Origin of the sequence: Nocardioides acrostichi (assembly GCF_015319165.1) — a bacterium.
GTDB classification, from domain to species: Bacteria; Actinomycetota; Actinomycetes; order Propionibacteriales; family Nocardioidaceae; genus Nocardioides; species Nocardioides acrostichi.
On the sequence record NZ_JADIVZ010000003.1, the window covers coordinates 141,821 to 158,635 of the forward strand.

General features: G+C 71.4%; 13 protein-coding genes and 1 riboswitch. Of the genes, 9 read left to right on the top strand and 4 right to left on the bottom strand.

The features are described 5' to 3' along the window. The first annotated feature begins 9 nt into the window (after positions 1 to 9). Both ISG29_RS08535 and pcrA read left to right on the top strand, forming a co-directional pair. Positions 10 to 372 (top strand): hypothetical protein, encoded by a 363-nt coding sequence (locus ISG29_RS08535; RefSeq protein WP_194503001.1) that lies wholly within the window; start codon positions 10 to 12, stop codon positions 370 to 372. A 52-nt stretch (positions 373 to 424) separates the two neighbouring features. Next, a complete protein-coding gene (pcrA, locus tag ISG29_RS08540) occupies positions 425 to 2,818 on the top strand; it encodes a DNA helicase PcrA (RefSeq protein ID WP_194503002.1) in 2,394 nt (797 codons plus the stop codon). 994 nt (positions 2,819 to 3,812) lie between these two features. Here pcrA and ISG29_RS20485 read toward each other — a convergent pair. Continuing rightward, on the bottom strand, positions 3,813 to 4,901 hold the full coding sequence (locus tag ISG29_RS20485; RefSeq protein WP_207792905.1) for a M23 family metallopeptidase: 1,089 nt from the start codon (positions 4,899 to 4,901) through the stop codon (positions 3,813 to 3,815). Positions 4,902 to 5,195: 294 nt separating this feature from the next. Here ISG29_RS20485 and sucC point away from each other — a divergent pair, with 294 nt between their 5' ends. Next, positions 5,196 to 6,362 (top strand): ADP-forming succinate--CoA ligase subunit beta, encoded by a 1,167-nt coding sequence (gene sucC / locus ISG29_RS08550; protein ID WP_194503003.1) that lies wholly within the window; start codon positions 5,196 to 5,198, stop codon positions 6,360 to 6,362. A 32-nt stretch (positions 6,363 to 6,394) separates the two neighbouring features. Continuing rightward, on the top strand, positions 6,395 to 7,288 hold the full coding sequence (sucD, locus tag ISG29_RS08555; RefSeq protein WP_194503004.1) for a succinate--CoA ligase subunit alpha: 894 nt from the start codon (positions 6,395 to 6,397) through the stop codon (positions 7,286 to 7,288). A gap of 201 nt (positions 7,289 to 7,489) precedes the next feature. Here sucD and ISG29_RS08560 read toward each other — a convergent pair whose 3' ends face one another. After that, entirely contained in the window at positions 7,490 to 9,430 is a 1,941-nt protein-coding gene (locus ISG29_RS08560; protein WP_194503005.1) for a SigE family RNA polymerase sigma factor, read from the bottom strand. 94 nt (positions 9,431 to 9,524) lie between these two features. Here ISG29_RS08560 and ISG29_RS08565 point away from each other — a divergent pair, with 94 nt between their 5' ends. From ISG29_RS08565 to ISG29_RS08585, 5 genes are all read left to right on the top strand, one after another. Further along, the gene (locus ISG29_RS08565; protein WP_194503006.1) at positions 9,525 to 10,772 is read left to right on the top strand and encodes a cell division protein PerM; all 1,248 of its coding nucleotides are present in this window, start codon (positions 9,525 to 9,527) and stop codon (positions 10,770 to 10,772) included. Positions 10,773 to 10,801: 29 nt separating this feature from the next. Then, positions 10,802 to 11,410 (top strand): phosphoribosylglycinamide formyltransferase, encoded by a 609-nt coding sequence (gene purN, locus ISG29_RS08570; RefSeq protein WP_194503007.1) that lies wholly within the window; start codon positions 10,802 to 10,804, stop codon positions 11,408 to 11,410. Positions 11,411 to 11,421: 11 nt separating this feature from the next. Continuing rightward, positions 11,422 to 11,499, top strand: a riboswitch (ZMP/ZTP riboswitch). A 42-nt stretch (positions 11,500 to 11,541) separates the two neighbouring features. Continuing rightward, positions 11,542 to 13,137: a bifunctional phosphoribosylaminoimidazolecarboxamide formyltransferase/IMP cyclohydrolase gene (gene purH, locus ISG29_RS08575; RefSeq protein ID WP_194503008.1), complete on the top strand. Its 1,596-nt coding sequence runs from the start codon at positions 11,542 to 11,544 to the stop codon at positions 13,135 to 13,137. Between the two features lie 124 nt (positions 13,138 to 13,261). Beyond that, positions 13,262 to 14,116 (top strand): bifunctional methylenetetrahydrofolate dehydrogenase/methenyltetrahydrofolate cyclohydrolase, encoded by an 855-nt coding sequence (locus ISG29_RS08580; RefSeq protein WP_194503009.1) that lies wholly within the window; start codon positions 13,262 to 13,264, stop codon positions 14,114 to 14,116. Positions 14,117 to 14,152: 36 nt separating this feature from the next. Next, positions 14,153 to 14,542, top strand: coding sequence for a DUF3017 domain-containing protein (locus ISG29_RS08585; protein WP_328828470.1), 390 nt, complete (start codon positions 14,153 to 14,155; stop codon positions 14,540 to 14,542). A gap of 94 nt (positions 14,543 to 14,636) precedes the next feature. On the opposite strand, the gene ISG29_RS08590 is transcribed toward ISG29_RS08585, so the two are convergent. Together ISG29_RS08590 and ISG29_RS08595 are read right to left on the bottom strand one after the other, a co-directional pair. Next, entirely contained in the window at positions 14,637 to 15,602 is a 966-nt protein-coding gene (locus tag ISG29_RS08590; RefSeq protein ID WP_194503010.1) for a hypothetical protein, read from the bottom strand. A 171-nt stretch (positions 15,603 to 15,773) separates the two neighbouring features. Continuing rightward, complete coding sequence (locus tag ISG29_RS08595; RefSeq protein WP_194503011.1) at positions 15,774 to 16,760, bottom strand: malate dehydrogenase; 987 nt, start codon at positions 16,758 to 16,760, stop codon at positions 15,774 to 15,776. Positions 16,761 to 16,815: the final 55 nt, after the last annotated feature.

Genomic DNA, 16,815 nt, shown 5'->3' on the forward strand with positions numbered 1-16,815 from the left:
GTTCGGAGTGTGGAGACCCTGCGGCTGATCCTGCTCTTCGTGCACATCCTGGGTTTCGCCGCCCTCGTCGGCGGTCTGCTGAGCCAGGCGCGGGAGCCGGTCAAGCAGGTGAACGCCGCCATGCGCGACGGCATCGGCACGGCGTTCGTCGCCGGGCTCGCGCTGGTCGGGGTGCTCGAGGCTCACGGCGGCGACGTGAACCACGCCAAGATCGGTGTGAAGCTCGTGATCGGCCTGATCATCTTGGTGCTGGTCATGGCGAACGTGCGCAAGCCGTCGATCCCCCAGGGGCTGTGGGCAGGCTTGCTGGTGCTCTCGGTCCTGAACGTCGCCGTGGCCGTGTTCTGGAGCCCCGCGCACACCTTCGCCTGATCGGCAGGCCCGGACGGCGGCTGTCGTCGCTCGCCCGTAGGCTGACGGCAGCATGGTGGACGACGCGAAGCAGCAGGCAGCAGACGCCCTCGTGGAGGGTCTCAACGAGCAGCAGCGGGCTGCCGTCGTGCACGCGGGCGCACCGCTGCTGGTGGTGGCCGGAGCCGGCTCCGGCAAGACTCGCGTGCTGACCCGACGCATCGCCTGGACCATCTCCCAGCGCGGCGCCCACCCCGGCTCGATCCTGGCCATCACGTTCACCAACAAGGCCGCAGCCGAGATGAAGGAGCGCGTCGAGGCGCTCGTCGGAGCGCGCGCCCGGTTGATGTGGGTCTCCACCTTCCACTCCGCGTGCGTGCGCATCCTGCGCAAGGAGTGCGACAAGCTCGGCCTGAAGTCGAGCTTCTCGATCTACGACGCGCAGGACCAGAAACGCCTCATGGGCCTGGTGTGCAACGACCTCGAGCTCGACCCGCGCCGCTACCCGCCCGGCGCGGTGCTCAACTGGGTCTCGGACCAGAAGAACGAGCTGCGCGACCCCGAGATCGTCGCCGCCGACACCCACAACAAGCTCGAGGAGGCCTACTCGGCCGCCTACACGCTCTACCAGCGGCGGCTGCGCGAGGCGAACGCGCTGGACTTCGACGACCTCATCATGAGCACCGTCGACCTCTTCGCGCGGTTCCCCGAGGTGCGCGAGACCTATCGACGCCGGTTCCGGCACGTGCTGGTCGACGAGTACCAAGACACCAACCATGCCCAGTACGCCCTGGTGCACCAGCTCTGCGCGCACCAGCTCGAGGACGACGGCACGGGCGAGCAGGTCGCTCCGGCGGAGTTGATGGTGGTGGGCGACTCCGACCAGTCGATCTACGCCTTCCGCGGCGCCAACATCCGCAACATCCTCGAGTTCGAGCAGGACTTCCCCGACGCCACCACGATCCTGCTGGAGCAGAACTACCGATCCACCCAGACCATCCTCACCGCCGCCAACGCGGTCATCACGAACAACCAGGGCCGCCGCGCCAAGAAGCTGTGGTCCGACGCCGGCGACGGCGCCCGCATCGTCGGCTACGTCGCCGACGACGAGCGCGACGAGGCTCGCTTCGTCTCCGAGCAGATCGACGACCTGGCCGACGAGCACGGGGTGCGGGCAGGCGACGTGGCGGTCTTCTACCGCACGAACGCGCAGTCGCGCGTGTTCGAGGAGGTGTTCGTGCGCACCGGCCAGCCCTACAAGGTCGTGGGCGGCGTCCGCTTCTATGAGCGGCGCGAGATCCGCGACGCCCTGGCCTACCTGCGCATGCTCGCCAACCCCGACGACCAGGTCTCGCTGCGACGCATCCTCAACACGCCCAAGCGCGGCATCGGCGACCGGGCCGTCGCCTGCGTCAACGCCTTCGGCGAGCGGGAGCGCATCACGTTCTGGGAGGCTCTCCAGCGGGCCGAGGAGGCCCCGGGGCTGGCCACCCGGTCGCTCACGTGCATCCGCGACTTCGTCGCCATGGTCCAAGAGCTCCAGTCCATGGTCGACGCCGGCGAGCGCGCCGACGTCATCCTCGAGTCCGTGCTTGACCGCTCCACCTACCTCGCGGTGCTCGAGGACTCCGACGACCCTCAAGACGCCACCCGGCTGGAGAACCTGGCCGAGCTGGTCGCCGTGGCGCGGGAGTTCTCCGAGGATCCCCAGGCTGGGCCGTCGGCCGACCCCGCCGATGTCGAGGCGGGCACGGTGGACCCCGGACTCGTCGACTTCCTCGAGCGGGTCGCGCTGGTGGCCGACACCGACCAGATCCCCGACGACCCCGACGACCCCACGAACCCCGGCGTCGTCACGATGATGACCCTGCACACCGCCAAGGGGCTGGAGTTCCCGGTCGTGTTCCTCACCGGTCTCGAGGACGGCATCTTCCCGCATTCGCGCACCCTCGGTGACCAGCGCGAGCTCGAGGAGGAGCGCCGGCTGGCCTACGTCGGCATCACGCGCGCCGAGCAGCGGCTCTACATTTCCCGCGCCGTCATGCGGTCGGCCTGGGGCGCTCCCCAGCACAACCCCGGGTCGCGGTTCCTCGACGAGCTGCCCGTCGACCTCGTGGACTGGCGACGCACCGAGGCCGCCCAGACCCAGTGGTCACGCCCCGACGTGTCCGGATCCTGGGGCGGGCGCTCCACGGGTGGCGGCGGGGGACTCAGCTCGCCCACGGCGGCCGGACGACGCAACTTCTCCTCCGCGGCCGCCCGCGCCGACGCCGCCACGAAGGCGAAGAAGGCCGCGCGCGCCGTCCCGTCCCTGGCCCCGGGCGACCGCGTCACTCACGACTCCTTCGGCCTCGGCACCGTGGTGTCGGTGCAGGGTGCCGACGACAAGGCGGTCGCCTCCATCGACTTCGGCTCCGACGGCGTCAAGCGGCTGCTGCTGCGCTACGCACCGGTGGAGAAGCTGTAGCCGCACCACTGGTGGATTCCCACGGTGGTTGAGCCGTGAGGAGCGCTAGCGACGAGGGCGTCCTGCGGTGGTTGAGCCGTGAGGAGCGCCAGCGACGAGCGCGTCGAAACCCAGCAACCGCTTCCGGCAAGGCTGCTTGACATCTCACCAGGTTTCGACACGGTCTCGGCTAGCGCCTCGCCCGGCTCAACCACCGTGACGGCCCTGGTGGTTGAGCCGTGAGGAGCGCCAGCGACGAGCGCGTCGAAACCCAGCGACTGTGAAGGCAGCGCTGCCTATCGTCTCACCGGGTTTCGACACGGGACTCGGCTAGCGCCTCGCCCGGCTCAACCACCGTGACGGCCCCGGTGGTTGAGCCGTGAGGAGCGCCAGCGACGAGCGCGTCGAAACCCGGCGACTGTGAAGGCGACGCTGCTTTCCATCTCACCGGGTTTCGACACGGGTCTCGGCTGGCGCCTCGCCCGGCTCAACCACCGTGACGGCCCTGGTGGTTGAGCCGTGAGGAGCGCTAGCGACGAGCGCGTCGAAACCCGGCGACTGTGAAGGCAGCGCTGCTTTCTACCTCACCGGGTTTCGACACGGTCTCGGCTAGCGCCTCGCCCGGCTCAACCACCCGCGGTGGCCCGGGTGGTTGAGCCGTGAGGAGCGCCAGCGACGAGCGCGTCGAAACCCGGCGACTGTGAAGGCAGCGCTGCTTTCCGTCTCACCGGGTTTCGACACGGGACTCGGCTAGCGCCTCGCCCGGCTCAACCACCGGTGGGCACGGGACTCAGCTGGCGCCTCGCCCGGCTCAACCACCGTGATGGCCCTGGTGGTTGAGCCGTGAGGAGCGCTAGCGACGAGCGCGTCGAAACCCGGCGACTGTGAAGGCGACGCTGCTTTCTACCTCACCGGGTTTCGACACGGTCTCGGCTGGCGCCTCGCCCGGCTCAACCACCGGTGGGCACGGGTCTCGGCTGGCGCCTCGCCCGGCTCAACCAGCGACGGGTCTCGACTACGGCGTGTCGCCGTGGGCGACCATGGCGGCGTAGGGGTCGACCGGGTCACCGCCGCCGGGGCGGACCTCGATGTGCACGTGGGGGCCGGTCACGTGGCCGGTGGAGCCCACGGTGCCGATCGGCTGGCCGGACACGACGCTCTGGCCGACGCTGACGTTGATGGTGGTCTGGTGGCAGTACCAGATCTCGGTGCCGTCATCGAGGGTGACGACGGTCTTGTTGCCGTAGGCGCCGTCGTAGCCGGCCGAGGTCACGGTGCCGCCGGCGATCGCCATGATGGTGGTACCGGTGGGGGCCGCGAAGTCGAGACCGGTGTGGTAGCTCGACCAGAGGCCGTACTCGCCGAAGCGGGCGGTGAGGTGGTAGGCGCCGGCGGCCACGGGGAGGCCCCAGGCGTTCTCGGCCAGCACCGAGGAGCGCTTCTCGGCCGACGCGGCGAGCTGGGCGAGCGCGGCGTTGCGCTGCTCGGCCTGCGCCTCGACCGCCTTCTCCAGGGGGCCGCCCGCGGCGTCCTCCATGGCCTGGCGGTCGCTGTCGCGAGAGACGATCGCGGCCCGCTGCTTGGGGCTGATCCGGCCGATCGCATCGGTGCCGGTGAGCGCCCCGACCGAACCGAGCCGCGCGGTGCCGCCCGCAGCAAGATCGGTGTCGGAGGCCGAGGTGTGCACGACGCCGACGACGGACGTCGCGAGCGCGGCCACGCCGAGCAGGGCCGGTACGGAGGGCAGCTTGCCCACCAGTGGCAGTCGGGTGCGCTTGGCGGCGCGCCGGCGGCCGGGTTCGCGGCGGGCCGTCGCGGTCTCCGGGGCGGACTCGGTGACCAACGGCAGGATCTCGGTGACCTCGTCGGTGAAGGAGGTCGACTGGTCGATCGGCTCGAGGTGCGCGATGACGCGGTCGATGGCCGCGGTGTCGAAGTCGTCGGCGACGGCCGCTCGGCGGCGTCCGACGTAGGGGGCGCTCGTGACGGCCGGCGCCTCGTCGATCGCAGCGGCGGCGCGGCGGCGCCCGACGTAGGGGGCAGGAGCCTCGACCGTGTCAGGGGAGCCGTGACCAGCGTGGGGGTGAACCCGGTGCTGGTGCATGCGCGACTCCGTCGTGAGGTGTGAGGGGAGATCACCCGGGAGGGTGGGACCGCACAGACCATAACGGACCGGTCACAGCGGGGTCGAACCCCGGGCATGTCTCGTTGCCTTGGTGCTGGACCAACGCGCGCCACCACCGCGGGTTACCGGTCCACCACATGACCTGCGTCACGTGCAACGGCCGGATCCTCGCTGTGGCAGCGCCCTCGGGTCTAGGGTGCCGAGCGGACATCACCGTCCGCAGGCGGCTGCGCCGCGGGCGAGACACGCAGAACTACGAGGACTGGTGGATCAGTGGACCTGATGGAATACCAGGCGAAGGAGCTCTTCGCCAAGCACGGTGTCGCGACGACGGTGGGCAAGACCGTCGAGACGGCCGAGGAGGCCAAGGCTGCCGCCGAGGAGTTCGGCGGGGTCACCGTCGTCAAGGCGCAGGTCAAGGCCGGCGGGCGAGGCAAGGCCGGCGGCGTCAAGATCGCCAAGACCGCCGACGAGGCCTTCCAGTACGCCTCCGACATCCTCGGTATGGAGATCAAGGGCCTCACGGTCAACCGCGTGATGATCACGCCCGCGACGCCGCCGGAGGAGGAGTACTACTTCTCCTTCCTGCTCGACCGCTCCAACCGCCAGTACCTCTGCATCGCCTCGGTCGAGGGCGGCGTCGAGATCGAGGAGGTCGCCAAGACCAATCCCGACGCCGTCAAGAAGATCGCGATCGACCCCGGCGCCGGCGTCGATGCGGCCAAGGCTCGCGAGATCGCGACCGAGGCCGCCTTCCCCGAGCCCGTCTTCGAGCAGGCCGTCGAGATGATCCAGGCGCTCTACCAGACCTTCGTCGAGGAGGACGCCACGCTGGTCGAGGTCAACCCGCTGGCCCGCCTGGCCGGCGACAAGCTCGAGGCGCTCGACGGCAAGGTCTCGCTCGACGACAATGCCTCGGAGTTCCGCCACCCCGACCACGAGGCCTTCGAGATCCGCGAGGAGGCCGACCCGCTCGAGGCGAAAGCCAAGGACAAGGGCCTCAACTACGTCAAGCTCGACGGTCAGGTCGGCATCATCGGCAACGGCGCGGGCCTCGTGATGAGCACGCTCGACGTCGTCGCCTACGCCGGTGAGAAGCACGGCGGCGTCAAGCCCGCCAACTTCCTCGACATCGGTGGCGGCGCCAACGCGCAGGTCATGGCCGACGGTCTCGACGTGATCCTGAACGACGCCCAGGTCAAGAGCGTGTTCGTCAACGTCTTCGGCGGCATCACCGCCTGCGACGAGGTCGCCAACGGCATCAAGGGCGCCCTGGAGATCCTCGGCGACGAGGCCACCAAGCCCCTCGTCGTCCGCCTCGACGGCAACAACGTCGACAAGGGCCGCGCGATCCTCGAGGAACTGAACCACCCCCTGGTCACCACGGTCGACACGATGGACGGCGCGGCCGACAAGGCCGCCGAGCTGGCCAACGCCTGAGCCGGGACGAGAGAGCGAGAGAAAGCACCGACATGTCGATCTACCTGAACAAGGACTCCAAGATCATCGTCCAGGGCATCACGGGCGGTATGGGGTCGAAGCACACCACGCTGATGATCGAGTCCGGCTCGACCATCGTCGGCGGCGTCAATGCCCGCAAGGCCGGCACCACGGTCGAGCTCGCCGGCACCACGCAGCCGGTCTTCGGCACCGTCGCTGACGCGATGAAGGAGACCGGGGCCGACGTGTCGGTCGTCTTCGTGCCGCCGGCGTTCACCAAGGACGCCTGCATCGAGGCCATCGACGCCGGCATCGGGCTGCTCGTGGTCATCACCGAGGGTGTTCCGGTGCAGGACTCCGCCGAGGTGTGGAGCTACCTGCAGTCGGAGAAGAACCACGCCGGCACCCGGATGATCGGCCCCAACTGCCCCGGCATCATCACGCCGGAGGAGTCGCTGGCCGGCATCACCCCGCACACCATCGCGGGCAAGGGGCCCATCGGCCTGGTGTCGAAGTCGGGCACGCTGACGTACCAGATGATGTTCGAGCTGAAGGACTTCGGCTTCTCGACCGCCATCGGCATCGGCGGCGACCCGATCATCGGCACCACGCACATCGACGCCCTCGAGGCCTTCGAGAACGACCCGGAGACCCAGGCGATCGTGATGATCGGCGAGATCGGCGGCGACGCCGAGGAGCGAGCCGCGGCCTACATCAAGGACAACGTGACCAAGCCGGTCGTCGGCTACGTCGCCGGCTTCACCGCCCCCGAGGGCAAGACCATGGGCCACGCCGGCGCCATCGTCTCCGGCTCCGCGGGCACTGCGCAGGCCAAGAAGGAGGCCCTCGAGGCCGTCGGTGTGAAGGTCGGCAAGACGCCGTCCGAAACCGCTGAGCTGATGCGAGAGATCATGAAGGGCCTCTGAGGCCCGATCTACGCTTCTTCCCACGTCAGCCCCCGGGTCCGCCCGGGGGCTGACGTCGTTCTCGCAGGTGGCTCGGGCCGTCGACCCCACACCCGATCCGCGGCCCGGACGACGCGAGCCAGTCGCCGGGTGAGGTCATCCGTCCCGGGCTTTCAGGGCCGCCTCGGCGTGCTCGCGGCGTCCTGGCCCTGGGACGTCGGGTCAGCCCCGCTGGTTGTCCGTGCCGTCGCTCGCACCCTGGCCAGCGCTCTTCTGGGCGGCCTGCTCGGCCACGGCCGCGGAGCGGGCCCGGGCCAGGGCACGTCGCGCGACAGCCCCGAAGTCGGCCGGCGTCATGGTGGCGCCGGGAGCGGGGATGAAGCCGACCTGGAAGACGGTGTCGCCGTAGCGTCCCACGGCCATGAAGTAGTCGACCGTGCGCTTCTCGGAGACCTCCGTGGCGACCCGCCAGGCCGACACCTCGGCATCGCCGCGGCCCTCGTCGAGCAGCGAGGTGACGTCGGCTCCGAGCTCCCGGTCGGCACAGTTGCCCATGCGGCTGCGGATCCGGTCGACGAACCCGGCGGCGGCCTTGGCCGGCAGCTGGCCGGTGCTCTCGGCCAGCCCGAACTCGACCGGCAGCTTCGCGCCCGGGATGAGGAACGTGCGGGTTCTCGCAGCCTTGATGGCGGCACCGTCGACGGCACCCCGGAACGAGGTGCGATCGCATTGCGTGGCCGCCGGGTTCGTCGCCTGGGCGCGGGACGGGTCGCTGCCGACCCAGGGCTTCTTCAACGAGCCGACCGGCGGCAGGTCGGAGTCGCGCAGGAGCGCTGGTCGGGCTCCCGCCGGCGGCGGATCCGTGCGGCGAAGACGCGGCTTCTGCGACCCGCAGGCGCCGGCGCCGGGTAGGGCGCAGAGCGCGGTCGCGGACGCCGCAGCCAGCTCGGCGTGCCCGGCGGGCGCCAGCGGCGAGCTGCCGGCGCGCCGGGAGACGGTGACGGCCAGGTAGCGGCCGGTGCGGACGACGTCGGCGACCAGCAGGTGACCGGGGCCGGTGCTGTCGCGCAACGCGAACTGCAAACCTTCGTCGCCGGCCCCGGAGAGGCGCCACACGCTCAACAGTTGGGTGCGCTCCTGCGCGCAGTCGGAGTACCAGGAACTGGCCGCCTCGAACCCACGGCGGGCGCCGGCGTCGGAACGCGAGCGCTCGACCATCGTGAGTACGGTGCGTGGCCCGGTCTTGCCCTGGGCGGCGCTGTGCAGCTCGCGTACCAGGGCGTTGTCGGCCTGCGGGTCCGGGAAGCGCGAAGCCTGGCAGGGCAGTGCGCGGCCGTCGCCCTCGGCGTTGGTGTGGGTCTCGGCGACCTTCCAGGCCGGGCCCGCGAACACCTCTCGCGCGATGGAGACGTCGAGCAGGGCATCGTCGGTCAGCACGGGGAGGTCGTCGCCGTCGTCGCCCTCGCCCCTCTCGGCCAGGGGTGCCACGCCGGCGACCGACTCGCCGACCCGGTCCAGTCGCGGCTGGGCCCCCGAGGGGTCGGTGAGCACGACCCCCGCCGTCACCGTGACGGCCACCGCGGCGACCACCCCGACCGCCGTGTGCGTACGCCGCCGTGCGTCGCCGGCGCGGCGCACCCGCGTCACGCGGGGCCAGGCCTCCGCGTCGGTCACGGTCGCCAGGTCGCGCAGCGCCTGCGGCGTCGCGGTGCTCGGGATCTGGCGGTGCAGGGAGAACTCGGTGGTGGCGCTCTGGAGCAGCCGCTCGGTCTCGGGCGTCGTCTGCCCGACCTCGCGCGCCATGTCGGGCAGGCTCACGACGGCCAGGTGAGCCAGGAGCAGCACACGACGGTGCAGGTAGCCGAGCTTGCCCAAGGCGTCGAGGGTCGCGCGCTGTTCGTCGGTGATGGAGCGCTCGCGATGCCAGAGGCGCGCCGTGTGCCGCCGGTGCGCGTGCTGCCAGGCGACGGGTCGCAGCCACGCCTCCCAGGCATCCGCCTCGCCCGAGCGATCCACCTTGGGCCAGTGGTGCCACGCGATCGCGTACGCGTCGCGCACCGCCGCCTTGGCGGCCCGCAGGTCGCCGGTGAGCGCGTAGGCACCGAGCAGCATCCGACGCCGCGTGTCGGCGTAGAAGGCGTCGAACTGCTCGGGGTTCCTCATGGCCGTTCCAGAGTAGTGAGGGCGCGAAGGGACGTCGAAATGCGCTCGGCGTGCCTGCCGCGGCTCGCGGTGGGCCGGCGCGATCATGGCCGGGATGACCTCCCTGATGCCCGGACCCGCGCGCACGACCCACGACGCCCAGGACCGCTCGCCGCGCCCGGTGCCGCTGGTGCCGACGTCGGTCGTGGGCGGGGTGCTCGCGGCGCTGCTGCCGCTGCTCGCAGCCATGGCGCTCGGTGTCGTGGGGTGGTTCCTGCTCGACGCCGGAAGCCACGGCGAGCCGCGCGACGGCCTGCGGGTGGGTGCGCTGGCCTGGCTGATGGCGCACGGATCCGGGGTGCACGTCGGCGGGGTGCTCGTCTCCGCCGTGCCCCTCGGACTCACCCTCGTCGCTGCGTGGTCGGTGTGGCGGTGCGGCCTGCGCGTCGGCGAGCTGGTCTGCGCGCACGGGCCCGACGCCGACGGTCTGGCCGACGGCTCCCGCGACTGGACCGTGCCGCTGGCCGCCGGCATGTTCGCCGCCGGCTACGTGTGCGTCGCCGCGCTCACCACGACGCTGAGCGCCACGGCCGCCACCGCGCCGTCCCTCGGCCGGGTCGTGCTGTGGTCGTTCGCGCTCTGCTCGATGCTGGGTCTGCCCGCCGTGGCGGTGGGCTCGGGTCGCGCGGCGGTGTGGTCGGCCTGGATGCCCGACCACGCTCTCGGGGCGCTCTCGGCGGCCCGGGCGGTGCTGCGTTGGTGGCTCGTCGCGAGCCTGGTCGCCTATCTGCTGGCCTTCCTCGTCGACCTCTCCACGGCCGCCAACATCACCTCGCAGTTGCACGCCCACGGCGGCGACGTCGCCGTGCTGGTGCTCGTGGGCGTGGTGCTCTTGCCCAACGCCGTCGCCTTCTCCAGCGCCTACCTCGCCGGCCCGGGCTTCGCGGTCGGCACCGGCACGACCGTGAGCACGACCGCCGTCGTGCTCGGCCCGCTGCCGATGGTCCCCTACCTCGCGGCGCTGCCCGACCCGGGCGCGCCCCCGGCCTGGACGTCCGCCCTGCTGGGGCTGCCGCCGCTGCTCGCCGCGGTGGCCGTGGCTCGCGCCCAGCGTCGCTGGGCCACCACGAGCTGGACCGACGGAGCCCTGCGCGGTTGCGGAGGTGGCCTGATCGCAGCCCTCGTGGTGGCCCTGCTGACCGGTCTCGCGGGCGGTGCCGTCGGCCCCGGCCGGATGGCCGACGTGGGCCCGTTCACCGGCCAGGTGCTCGTGCACCTGCTCACCTCGTTCGGGCTCGGCGGGCTCGTCGGTGGACTCGCGATGACCGCCTGGCAGCGTCGCGTGGCCGCCCGCGACGCCTGAACCGCTCTGAGGCACCTAGGGTGAGCGCCGTGACCGCTCGTCTCGTCGTGCTCGTCTCCGGCTCCGGCACGAACCTCCAGGCCCTGCTCGACGCCTGCGCCGACCCCGCCTACGGCGCGGAGGTGGTCGCCGTCGGTGCCGATCGCGCCGGTATCGAGGGCCTGGTTCGTGCGGAGCGGGCGGGGGTGCCGACCTTCGTGCACCGACTGCCCGACCACGACTCGCGCGAAGCGTGGGACGTCGCGATCGCCGAGGCCGTGGCCGCGCACCGGCCCGACCTCGTCGTGTTGGCGGGGTTCATGAAGCTCGTCGGTGCCGCCTTCCTCGAGCGCTTCGGCGGCCGCACGGTCAACACGCACCCGGCGCTGTCGCCGTCCTTCCCGGGCATGCATGGTCCGCGCGACGCGCTGGAGTACGGCGTGAAGGTCACCGGCTGCACGCTGTTCGTGGTCGACCCGGGGGTCGACACCGGCGCGATCGTGGCGCAGACCGCGGTGCCGGTGGAGCCGGAGGACGACGTCGACTCCCTGCACGAGCGCATCAAGACCGCCGAGCGCGCGATGCTCGTCGAGACCGTGGGCCGGATGGCGCGCGAGGGCTTCCGGGTCGAGGGACGCCGGGTGCTGCTCGGCCGCTGAGAGCGGCTAGGCTGCGAGCACACGACTGGCGCAGGTGGGTGACCACCAGGGAGTGGCACGTCGCGGCATCGAACGCCTGGGTCCGCGACATCGGTCCATCGGATCTTCCCCATGATTCTCCAGGAGTTCTTGTGAACGAGTCACGTGTCCCGATCAGGCGAGCCCTGGTCTCCGTCTACGACAAGTCCGGCCTCGAGGATCTCGTGCGCGGCCTCGCCGATGCCGGCGTCGAGCTGGTCTCGACCGGCGGCTCGGCCAAGCTGATCGAGGGACTGGCCCTGCCGGTCACCAAGGTCGAGGATCTGACCGGGTTCCCGGAGTGCCTCGACGGGCGGGTGAAGACGCTGCACCCGCGCGTGCACGCCGGCATCCTCGCCGACCGTCGCCTCGAGAGCCACGTGGCTCAGCTGGCCGACCTCGGCGTCGAGCCGTTCGACCTGGTCGTCTCGAACCTCTACCCGTTCACCCAGACCGTCGCCTCGGGCGCCTCGCCGGACGAGTGCGTCGAGCAGATCGACATCGGCGGGCCCTCGATGGTGCGCGCCGCCGCGAAGAACCACCCCTCGGTCGCCATCGTCACCTCGCCGGGCCGCTACGTCGACGTGCTGGCCGCCGTCGCGGAGGGCGGCTTCACCCTCGAGGAGCGCAAGGCGCTGGCCGCCGAGGCCTTCGTGCACACTGCGAGCTACGACGTCGCCGTGGCGTCGTGGATGGGCAACGTGCTGACCGACAGCTCCGGCGGCAGTGCTGAATCCGGCGGAGGCTTCCCCGCGTGGGCCGGGGCCACCTGGGAGCGCCAGGCCGTGCTGCGCTACGGCGAGAACCCGCACCAGTCGGCGGCCCTCTACCGCTCCGGCTCCGGACCCGAGGGCCTGGCCGGCGCCGAGCAGCTGCACGGCAAGGAGATGTCGTACAACAACTACGTCGACACCGACGCGGCGCGTCGCGCGGCGTTCGACTTCGACGAGCCGGCCGTGGCCGTCATCAAGCACGCCAACCCGTGCGGCATCGCCGTCGGCGTCGATGTCGCCGACGCGCACCGCCGCGCCCACGCCTGCGACCCCGTCTCCGCCTTCGGCGGCGTCATCGCCGCCAACCGGCCCGTGTCGGTCGAGATGGCCGCGCAGGTGGCCGAGGTGTTCACCGAGGTCATCGTCGCCCCCGGCTACGAGGACGGCGCCGTCGAGGTGCTGGCGCGCAAGAAGAACATCCGGATCCTGGTGTGTGAGCCGCTCGAGCGCGGTGGCGTCGAGACCCGTCCCATCTCGGGCGGCCTGCTCATGCAGGAGCGCGACTCCTTCCAAGCCGACGGTGACGACCCGTCGACGTGGACCCTCGCCACGGGGGAGGCGGCTCCGGACGACGTGCTCGCCGACCTCGCCTTCGCCTGGCGCGCCTGCCGTTCGGCGAAGTCGAACGCGATCCTGCTCGCCAAGGGCGGGGGAGCCGTCGGCATCGGCATGGGTCAGGTGAACCGGGTCGACTCCTGCAGGCTCGCCGTCGAGCGCGCCAACAGCCTCGCCGAGGGCGAGGAGCGCGCTCGCGGCGCCGTGGCGGCGTCCGATGCGTTCTTCCCCTTCGAGGACGGACCGCAGATCCTCATCGACGCCGGTGTGGCTGCCATCGTGCAGCCCGGTGGTTCGGTGCGCGACGAGCTCACCGTCGAGGCCTGCAAGGCCGCCGGCGTCACGATGTACTTCACCGGCACCCGGCACTTCTTCCACTGATCACTCCGGCGGAGCCGGAGTGATCGTCGGTGGTTGAGCAGCGACCGCGGCTGAGGGACGAAGCCGCGACGGAGCGTGTCGAAACCCAGCCCGAGACCAGACACAGCAGCACCCGAGGAGCACCATGACCGCAACCAAGCTCGACGGCACCGCCACCCTCAAGGCCATCAAGGCCGAGCTCGCGGAGCGCCTCGCCGCGCTGAAGGAGCAGGGCATGGTGCCCGGCCTGGGCACCGTGCTGGTCGGTGACGACCCCGGCTCGCACTGGTATGTCGGTGCGAAGCACAAGGACTGCGCCGAGATCGGCATCGAGTCGATCCGTGTCGATCTGCCGGCGACGGCCACGCAAGACCAGGTCGAGGCCGAGATCGACCGCCTCAACGCCGACCCCGCTTGCACGGGCTTCTTGGTGCAGCAGCCGACCGGGCTCGACGAGTTCGCCCTGCTCTCCCGCGTCGACCCCGACAAGGACGTCGACGGCCTGCACCCGGTCTCGCTGGGCCGGCTGGCGCTGAACGTGCCCGGCTCGCTGCCGTGCACGCCCGTGGGCTGCCTGGAGCTGCTGCGCCGCCACGGCATCGAGTTGGCCGGCGCCGAGGTCGTCGTGGTCGGCCGCGGGCTCACCGTCGGCCGCCCGATGGGGCTGCTCCTCACGCGTCGCACCGAGAACGCCACCGCCACGCTGTGCCACACCGGCACCCGCGACCTCGCCAAGCACGTGCGTGAGGCCGACATCGTCATCGCCGCCGCCGGCGTGCCGGGCATCATCAACGCCGACATGGTCAAGCCCGGCGCGGCCGTGCTCGACGTCGGGGTCTCGCGGGTCGACGGCAAGATCGCCGGCGACGTGGCGGACGACGTCTGGGAGGTCGCGGGCCACGTGTCACCGAACCCGGGCGGCGTGGGGCCCATGACCCGGGCGATGCTGCTCTCCAACATCGTCGACATGGCCGAGCGCGACCTCGCCGGTCGTGCCTGAGCCCGGCCGGTCGGAGGCTGCTCTACCTTGGACGACGTGACCGAGGAGCCCCGCCCTGAGCGCGATCCCGACGCGGGCGACGTGGGTGCGGACGCCGAGGTGCCCACGGCCCCCGAGATCGCCGAAGAGATCGCCGAGGTCGAGGAGCGGCGCTACCCCTCGACCCTCGGCGGCGCGCTCTACATCCTCGTCCTCATCGCCGGTGCGGTCGGCGTCGCGTGGTCCGGGTGGGGCGACTGGCGGATCGGCGTGACCGTGCTGGCCGGTGCGCTCCTCGCGGCTGCACTCTTCCGGCTCGTCCTCCCGCAGCCGGACGCCGGGATGCTCGCGGTCCGGCATCGGTTCGTCGACGTCGCCTTGTTCGGCGTGGTCGGAGGCGTGCTCATCTTCCTGGTCCGCACCATCCCCAACCAGCCCGGCCTCTGACCCGCGAGGGGTCGCGAATTGTCCCGCGAGGGGTCGCGAATTGTCCCGCGAGGGGTCGCGAATTGTCCCGCGAGGGGTCGCGAATCGCGTCCGCTCACCGGGCGCGCCGTCGAGGGTAGGACGACGTCCGCTCGCCGCGCGCGTAGCGAGCGGGCCCCTGCGGAGCGCGTTCGCGGACCGCAGATCGGAGCTCCGCGATCCACCGGTCGAGAGCGTTGCCGCTCACGTCGTTCTTGGTCACGACGATGACGATCCAGCCGGCGCGTCTGAGGGCAGCGCGCCGTGCTCGGTCGTGTTCGACGTGTGCGGGGTCGGTGTGGAACTCCTCGCCGTCGTACTCGACGGCCACGCGCAGGTGCGGGTAGGCGAGGTCGAGCCGGTACGTCGCGCCTTCGAGTCGCACCGTGAACTGCGAGGTGGGCAGTGGGAGCTGGTGGTCGACGATGAGCTGCCGAGTCCAGGACTCTCCCGGTGACTCCGCCAGGCTGTGCGCCTGGTGCCCCAGCTCGCGCAGTTGGGTCACCCCGCGCAATCCGGCGAGCCGCAGGGTGATCCGGGCGTAGTCGGCGCGGGTCAGCTCGTGGTGGCGGGCGAAGGCGTCGAGCACCGCGATAGCCCCGAGGCGCCCTCGTTGTCGGGCGAGGTCGGCGGCGGTGCGCAGCGGGCTGGTGACCTGCACCCCGTCGAGTAGGACGATGTCGTCGGGCACCAGCGTGCGGCGTCCGCCTCGCACGCCCTGTGTGCGCGGTCGGGTGCCGTCGGGAGCCACCATCTCCAGGCGTGGTGGCACGTCGAGCGCCTGAGGATCGAAGGCGTCGACGCCGTGCAACCAGGCGGCGCTCCGGTCGCAGACGACCATGCGGGGCGGCAGGACCAGCGCCGCGGCGGCCGCCCGGAGCGGAGGGTCGTCGGGGACGTCGGCACGCACGTAGGCACCATGCAGAACGCGGCGCACCTCGCCCTGGATCACCGCGCTCCTGAGGCGGGCCGGACTCCAGCCGCGAGCTCTGGCCGTCGTCGCGGTGAACGGGTGGTCGGGCAGTGGGGTCGGAGCACACATGAGGCCCACCCTCGAACGTGACACAGCGCACCGCGATCGAACCGCGGTGCGCTGTGGACGAGGCCGACATGACGTCGGCTTGTGGAGACGAACGACCCCTCGTGGGACGATTCGCGACCCCTCGTGGGACGATTCGCGACCCCTCGTGGGTCGATTCGCGACCCCTCGTGGTCAGATGAGGCCGAGCTCGGTGACGGCCGCACGCTCCTCGACGAGCTCGTTGGTGGTGGCGTCGATCTTGCCGCGGGAGAAGTCGTCGATCTCGAGGCCCTCCACGATGCTCCAGTCGCCACCGGAGGTGGTGACCGGGAACGAGGAGATGATGCCTTCGGGCACGCCGTACTCGCCGTGGGAGACGACGGCCATCGAGACCCAGTCGTTCTCGGCCGAACCGTAGAGCCAGTCGTGGGCGGCGTCGATGGTGGCGGACGCCGCGGAGGCGGCAGAGGAGGAGCCGCGCGCGTCGATGATCGCGGCGCCGCGCTTGGCGACGGTGGGGATGAAGGTGTTCTCGAGCCAGTCCTGGTCGCCCACGGTTTCGGCGGCGTTCTTGCCGGCGACCTCGGCGTGGAAGAGGTCGGGGTACTGGGTGGCGGAGTGGTTGCCCCAGATCGTCATCTGGGTGATGTCGGTGACGGCCGCGCCGGTCTTGGCGGCGAGCTGGCTGATCGCCCGGTTGTGGTCGAGGCGAGTGAGGGCCGAGAAACGTTCGGCCGGGATGTCGGGGGCGTTCTTCATCGCGATGAGCGCGTTGGTGTTGGCCGGGTTGCCGGTGACGCCGATGCGCACGTCGTCGGCGGCGACCGCGTTCAGCGCCTTGCCCTGGGCGGTGAAGATCGCACCGTTGGCCGAGAGCAGGTCACTGCGCTCCATGCCCGGGCCGCGGGGGCGCGCACCCACGAGCAGGGCCAGGTTGACGCCGTCGAAGATCTTCTCGGCGTCGTCGCCGATCTCGATGCCGGCCAGACCGGGGAACGCGCAGTCATCGAGCTCCATGACGACACCCTCGAGCGCCTTGAGCGCGGGGGTGATCTCGAGCAACCGCAGCTCGATCGGGCGGTCGGCGGTGAGTGCCCCGGAGGCGAGGCGGAAGAGCAGGCTGTAGCCGATCTGACCGGCGGCGCCGGTGACGGCGACCTTCAACGGGGTGGTGGACACGCGTTCTCCTCGGGATGTCTGGCTTTTCCTGCGACGCTAGCAGCGGTCGCCGTGC

Coding starts and splice junctions, on each gene's coding strand:
- pcrA (WP_194503002.1), top strand. CDS start 425: ATGGTGGACGACGCGAAGCAGCAGGCAGCAGACGCCCTCGTGGAGGGT.
- ISG29_RS20485 (WP_207792905.1), bottom strand. CDS start 4,901: ATGCACCAGCACCGGGTTCACCCCCACGCTGGTCACGGCTCCCCTGAC.
- sucD (WP_194503004.1), top strand. CDS start 6,395: ATGTCGATCTACCTGAACAAGGACTCCAAGATCATCGTCCAGGGCATC.
- ISG29_RS08560 (WP_194503005.1), bottom strand. CDS start 9,430: ATGAGGAACCCCGAGCAGTTCGACGCCTTCTACGCCGACACGCGGCGT.
- ISG29_RS08565 (WP_194503006.1), top strand. CDS start 9,525: ATGACCTCCCTGATGCCCGGACCCGCGCGCACGACCCACGACGCCCAG.
- ISG29_RS08580 (WP_194503009.1), top strand. CDS start 13,262: ATGACCGCAACCAAGCTCGACGGCACCGCCACCCTCAAGGCCATCAAG.
- ISG29_RS08590 (WP_194503010.1), bottom strand. CDS start 15,602: ATGTGTGCTCCGACCCCACTGCCCGACCACCCGTTCACCGCGACGACG.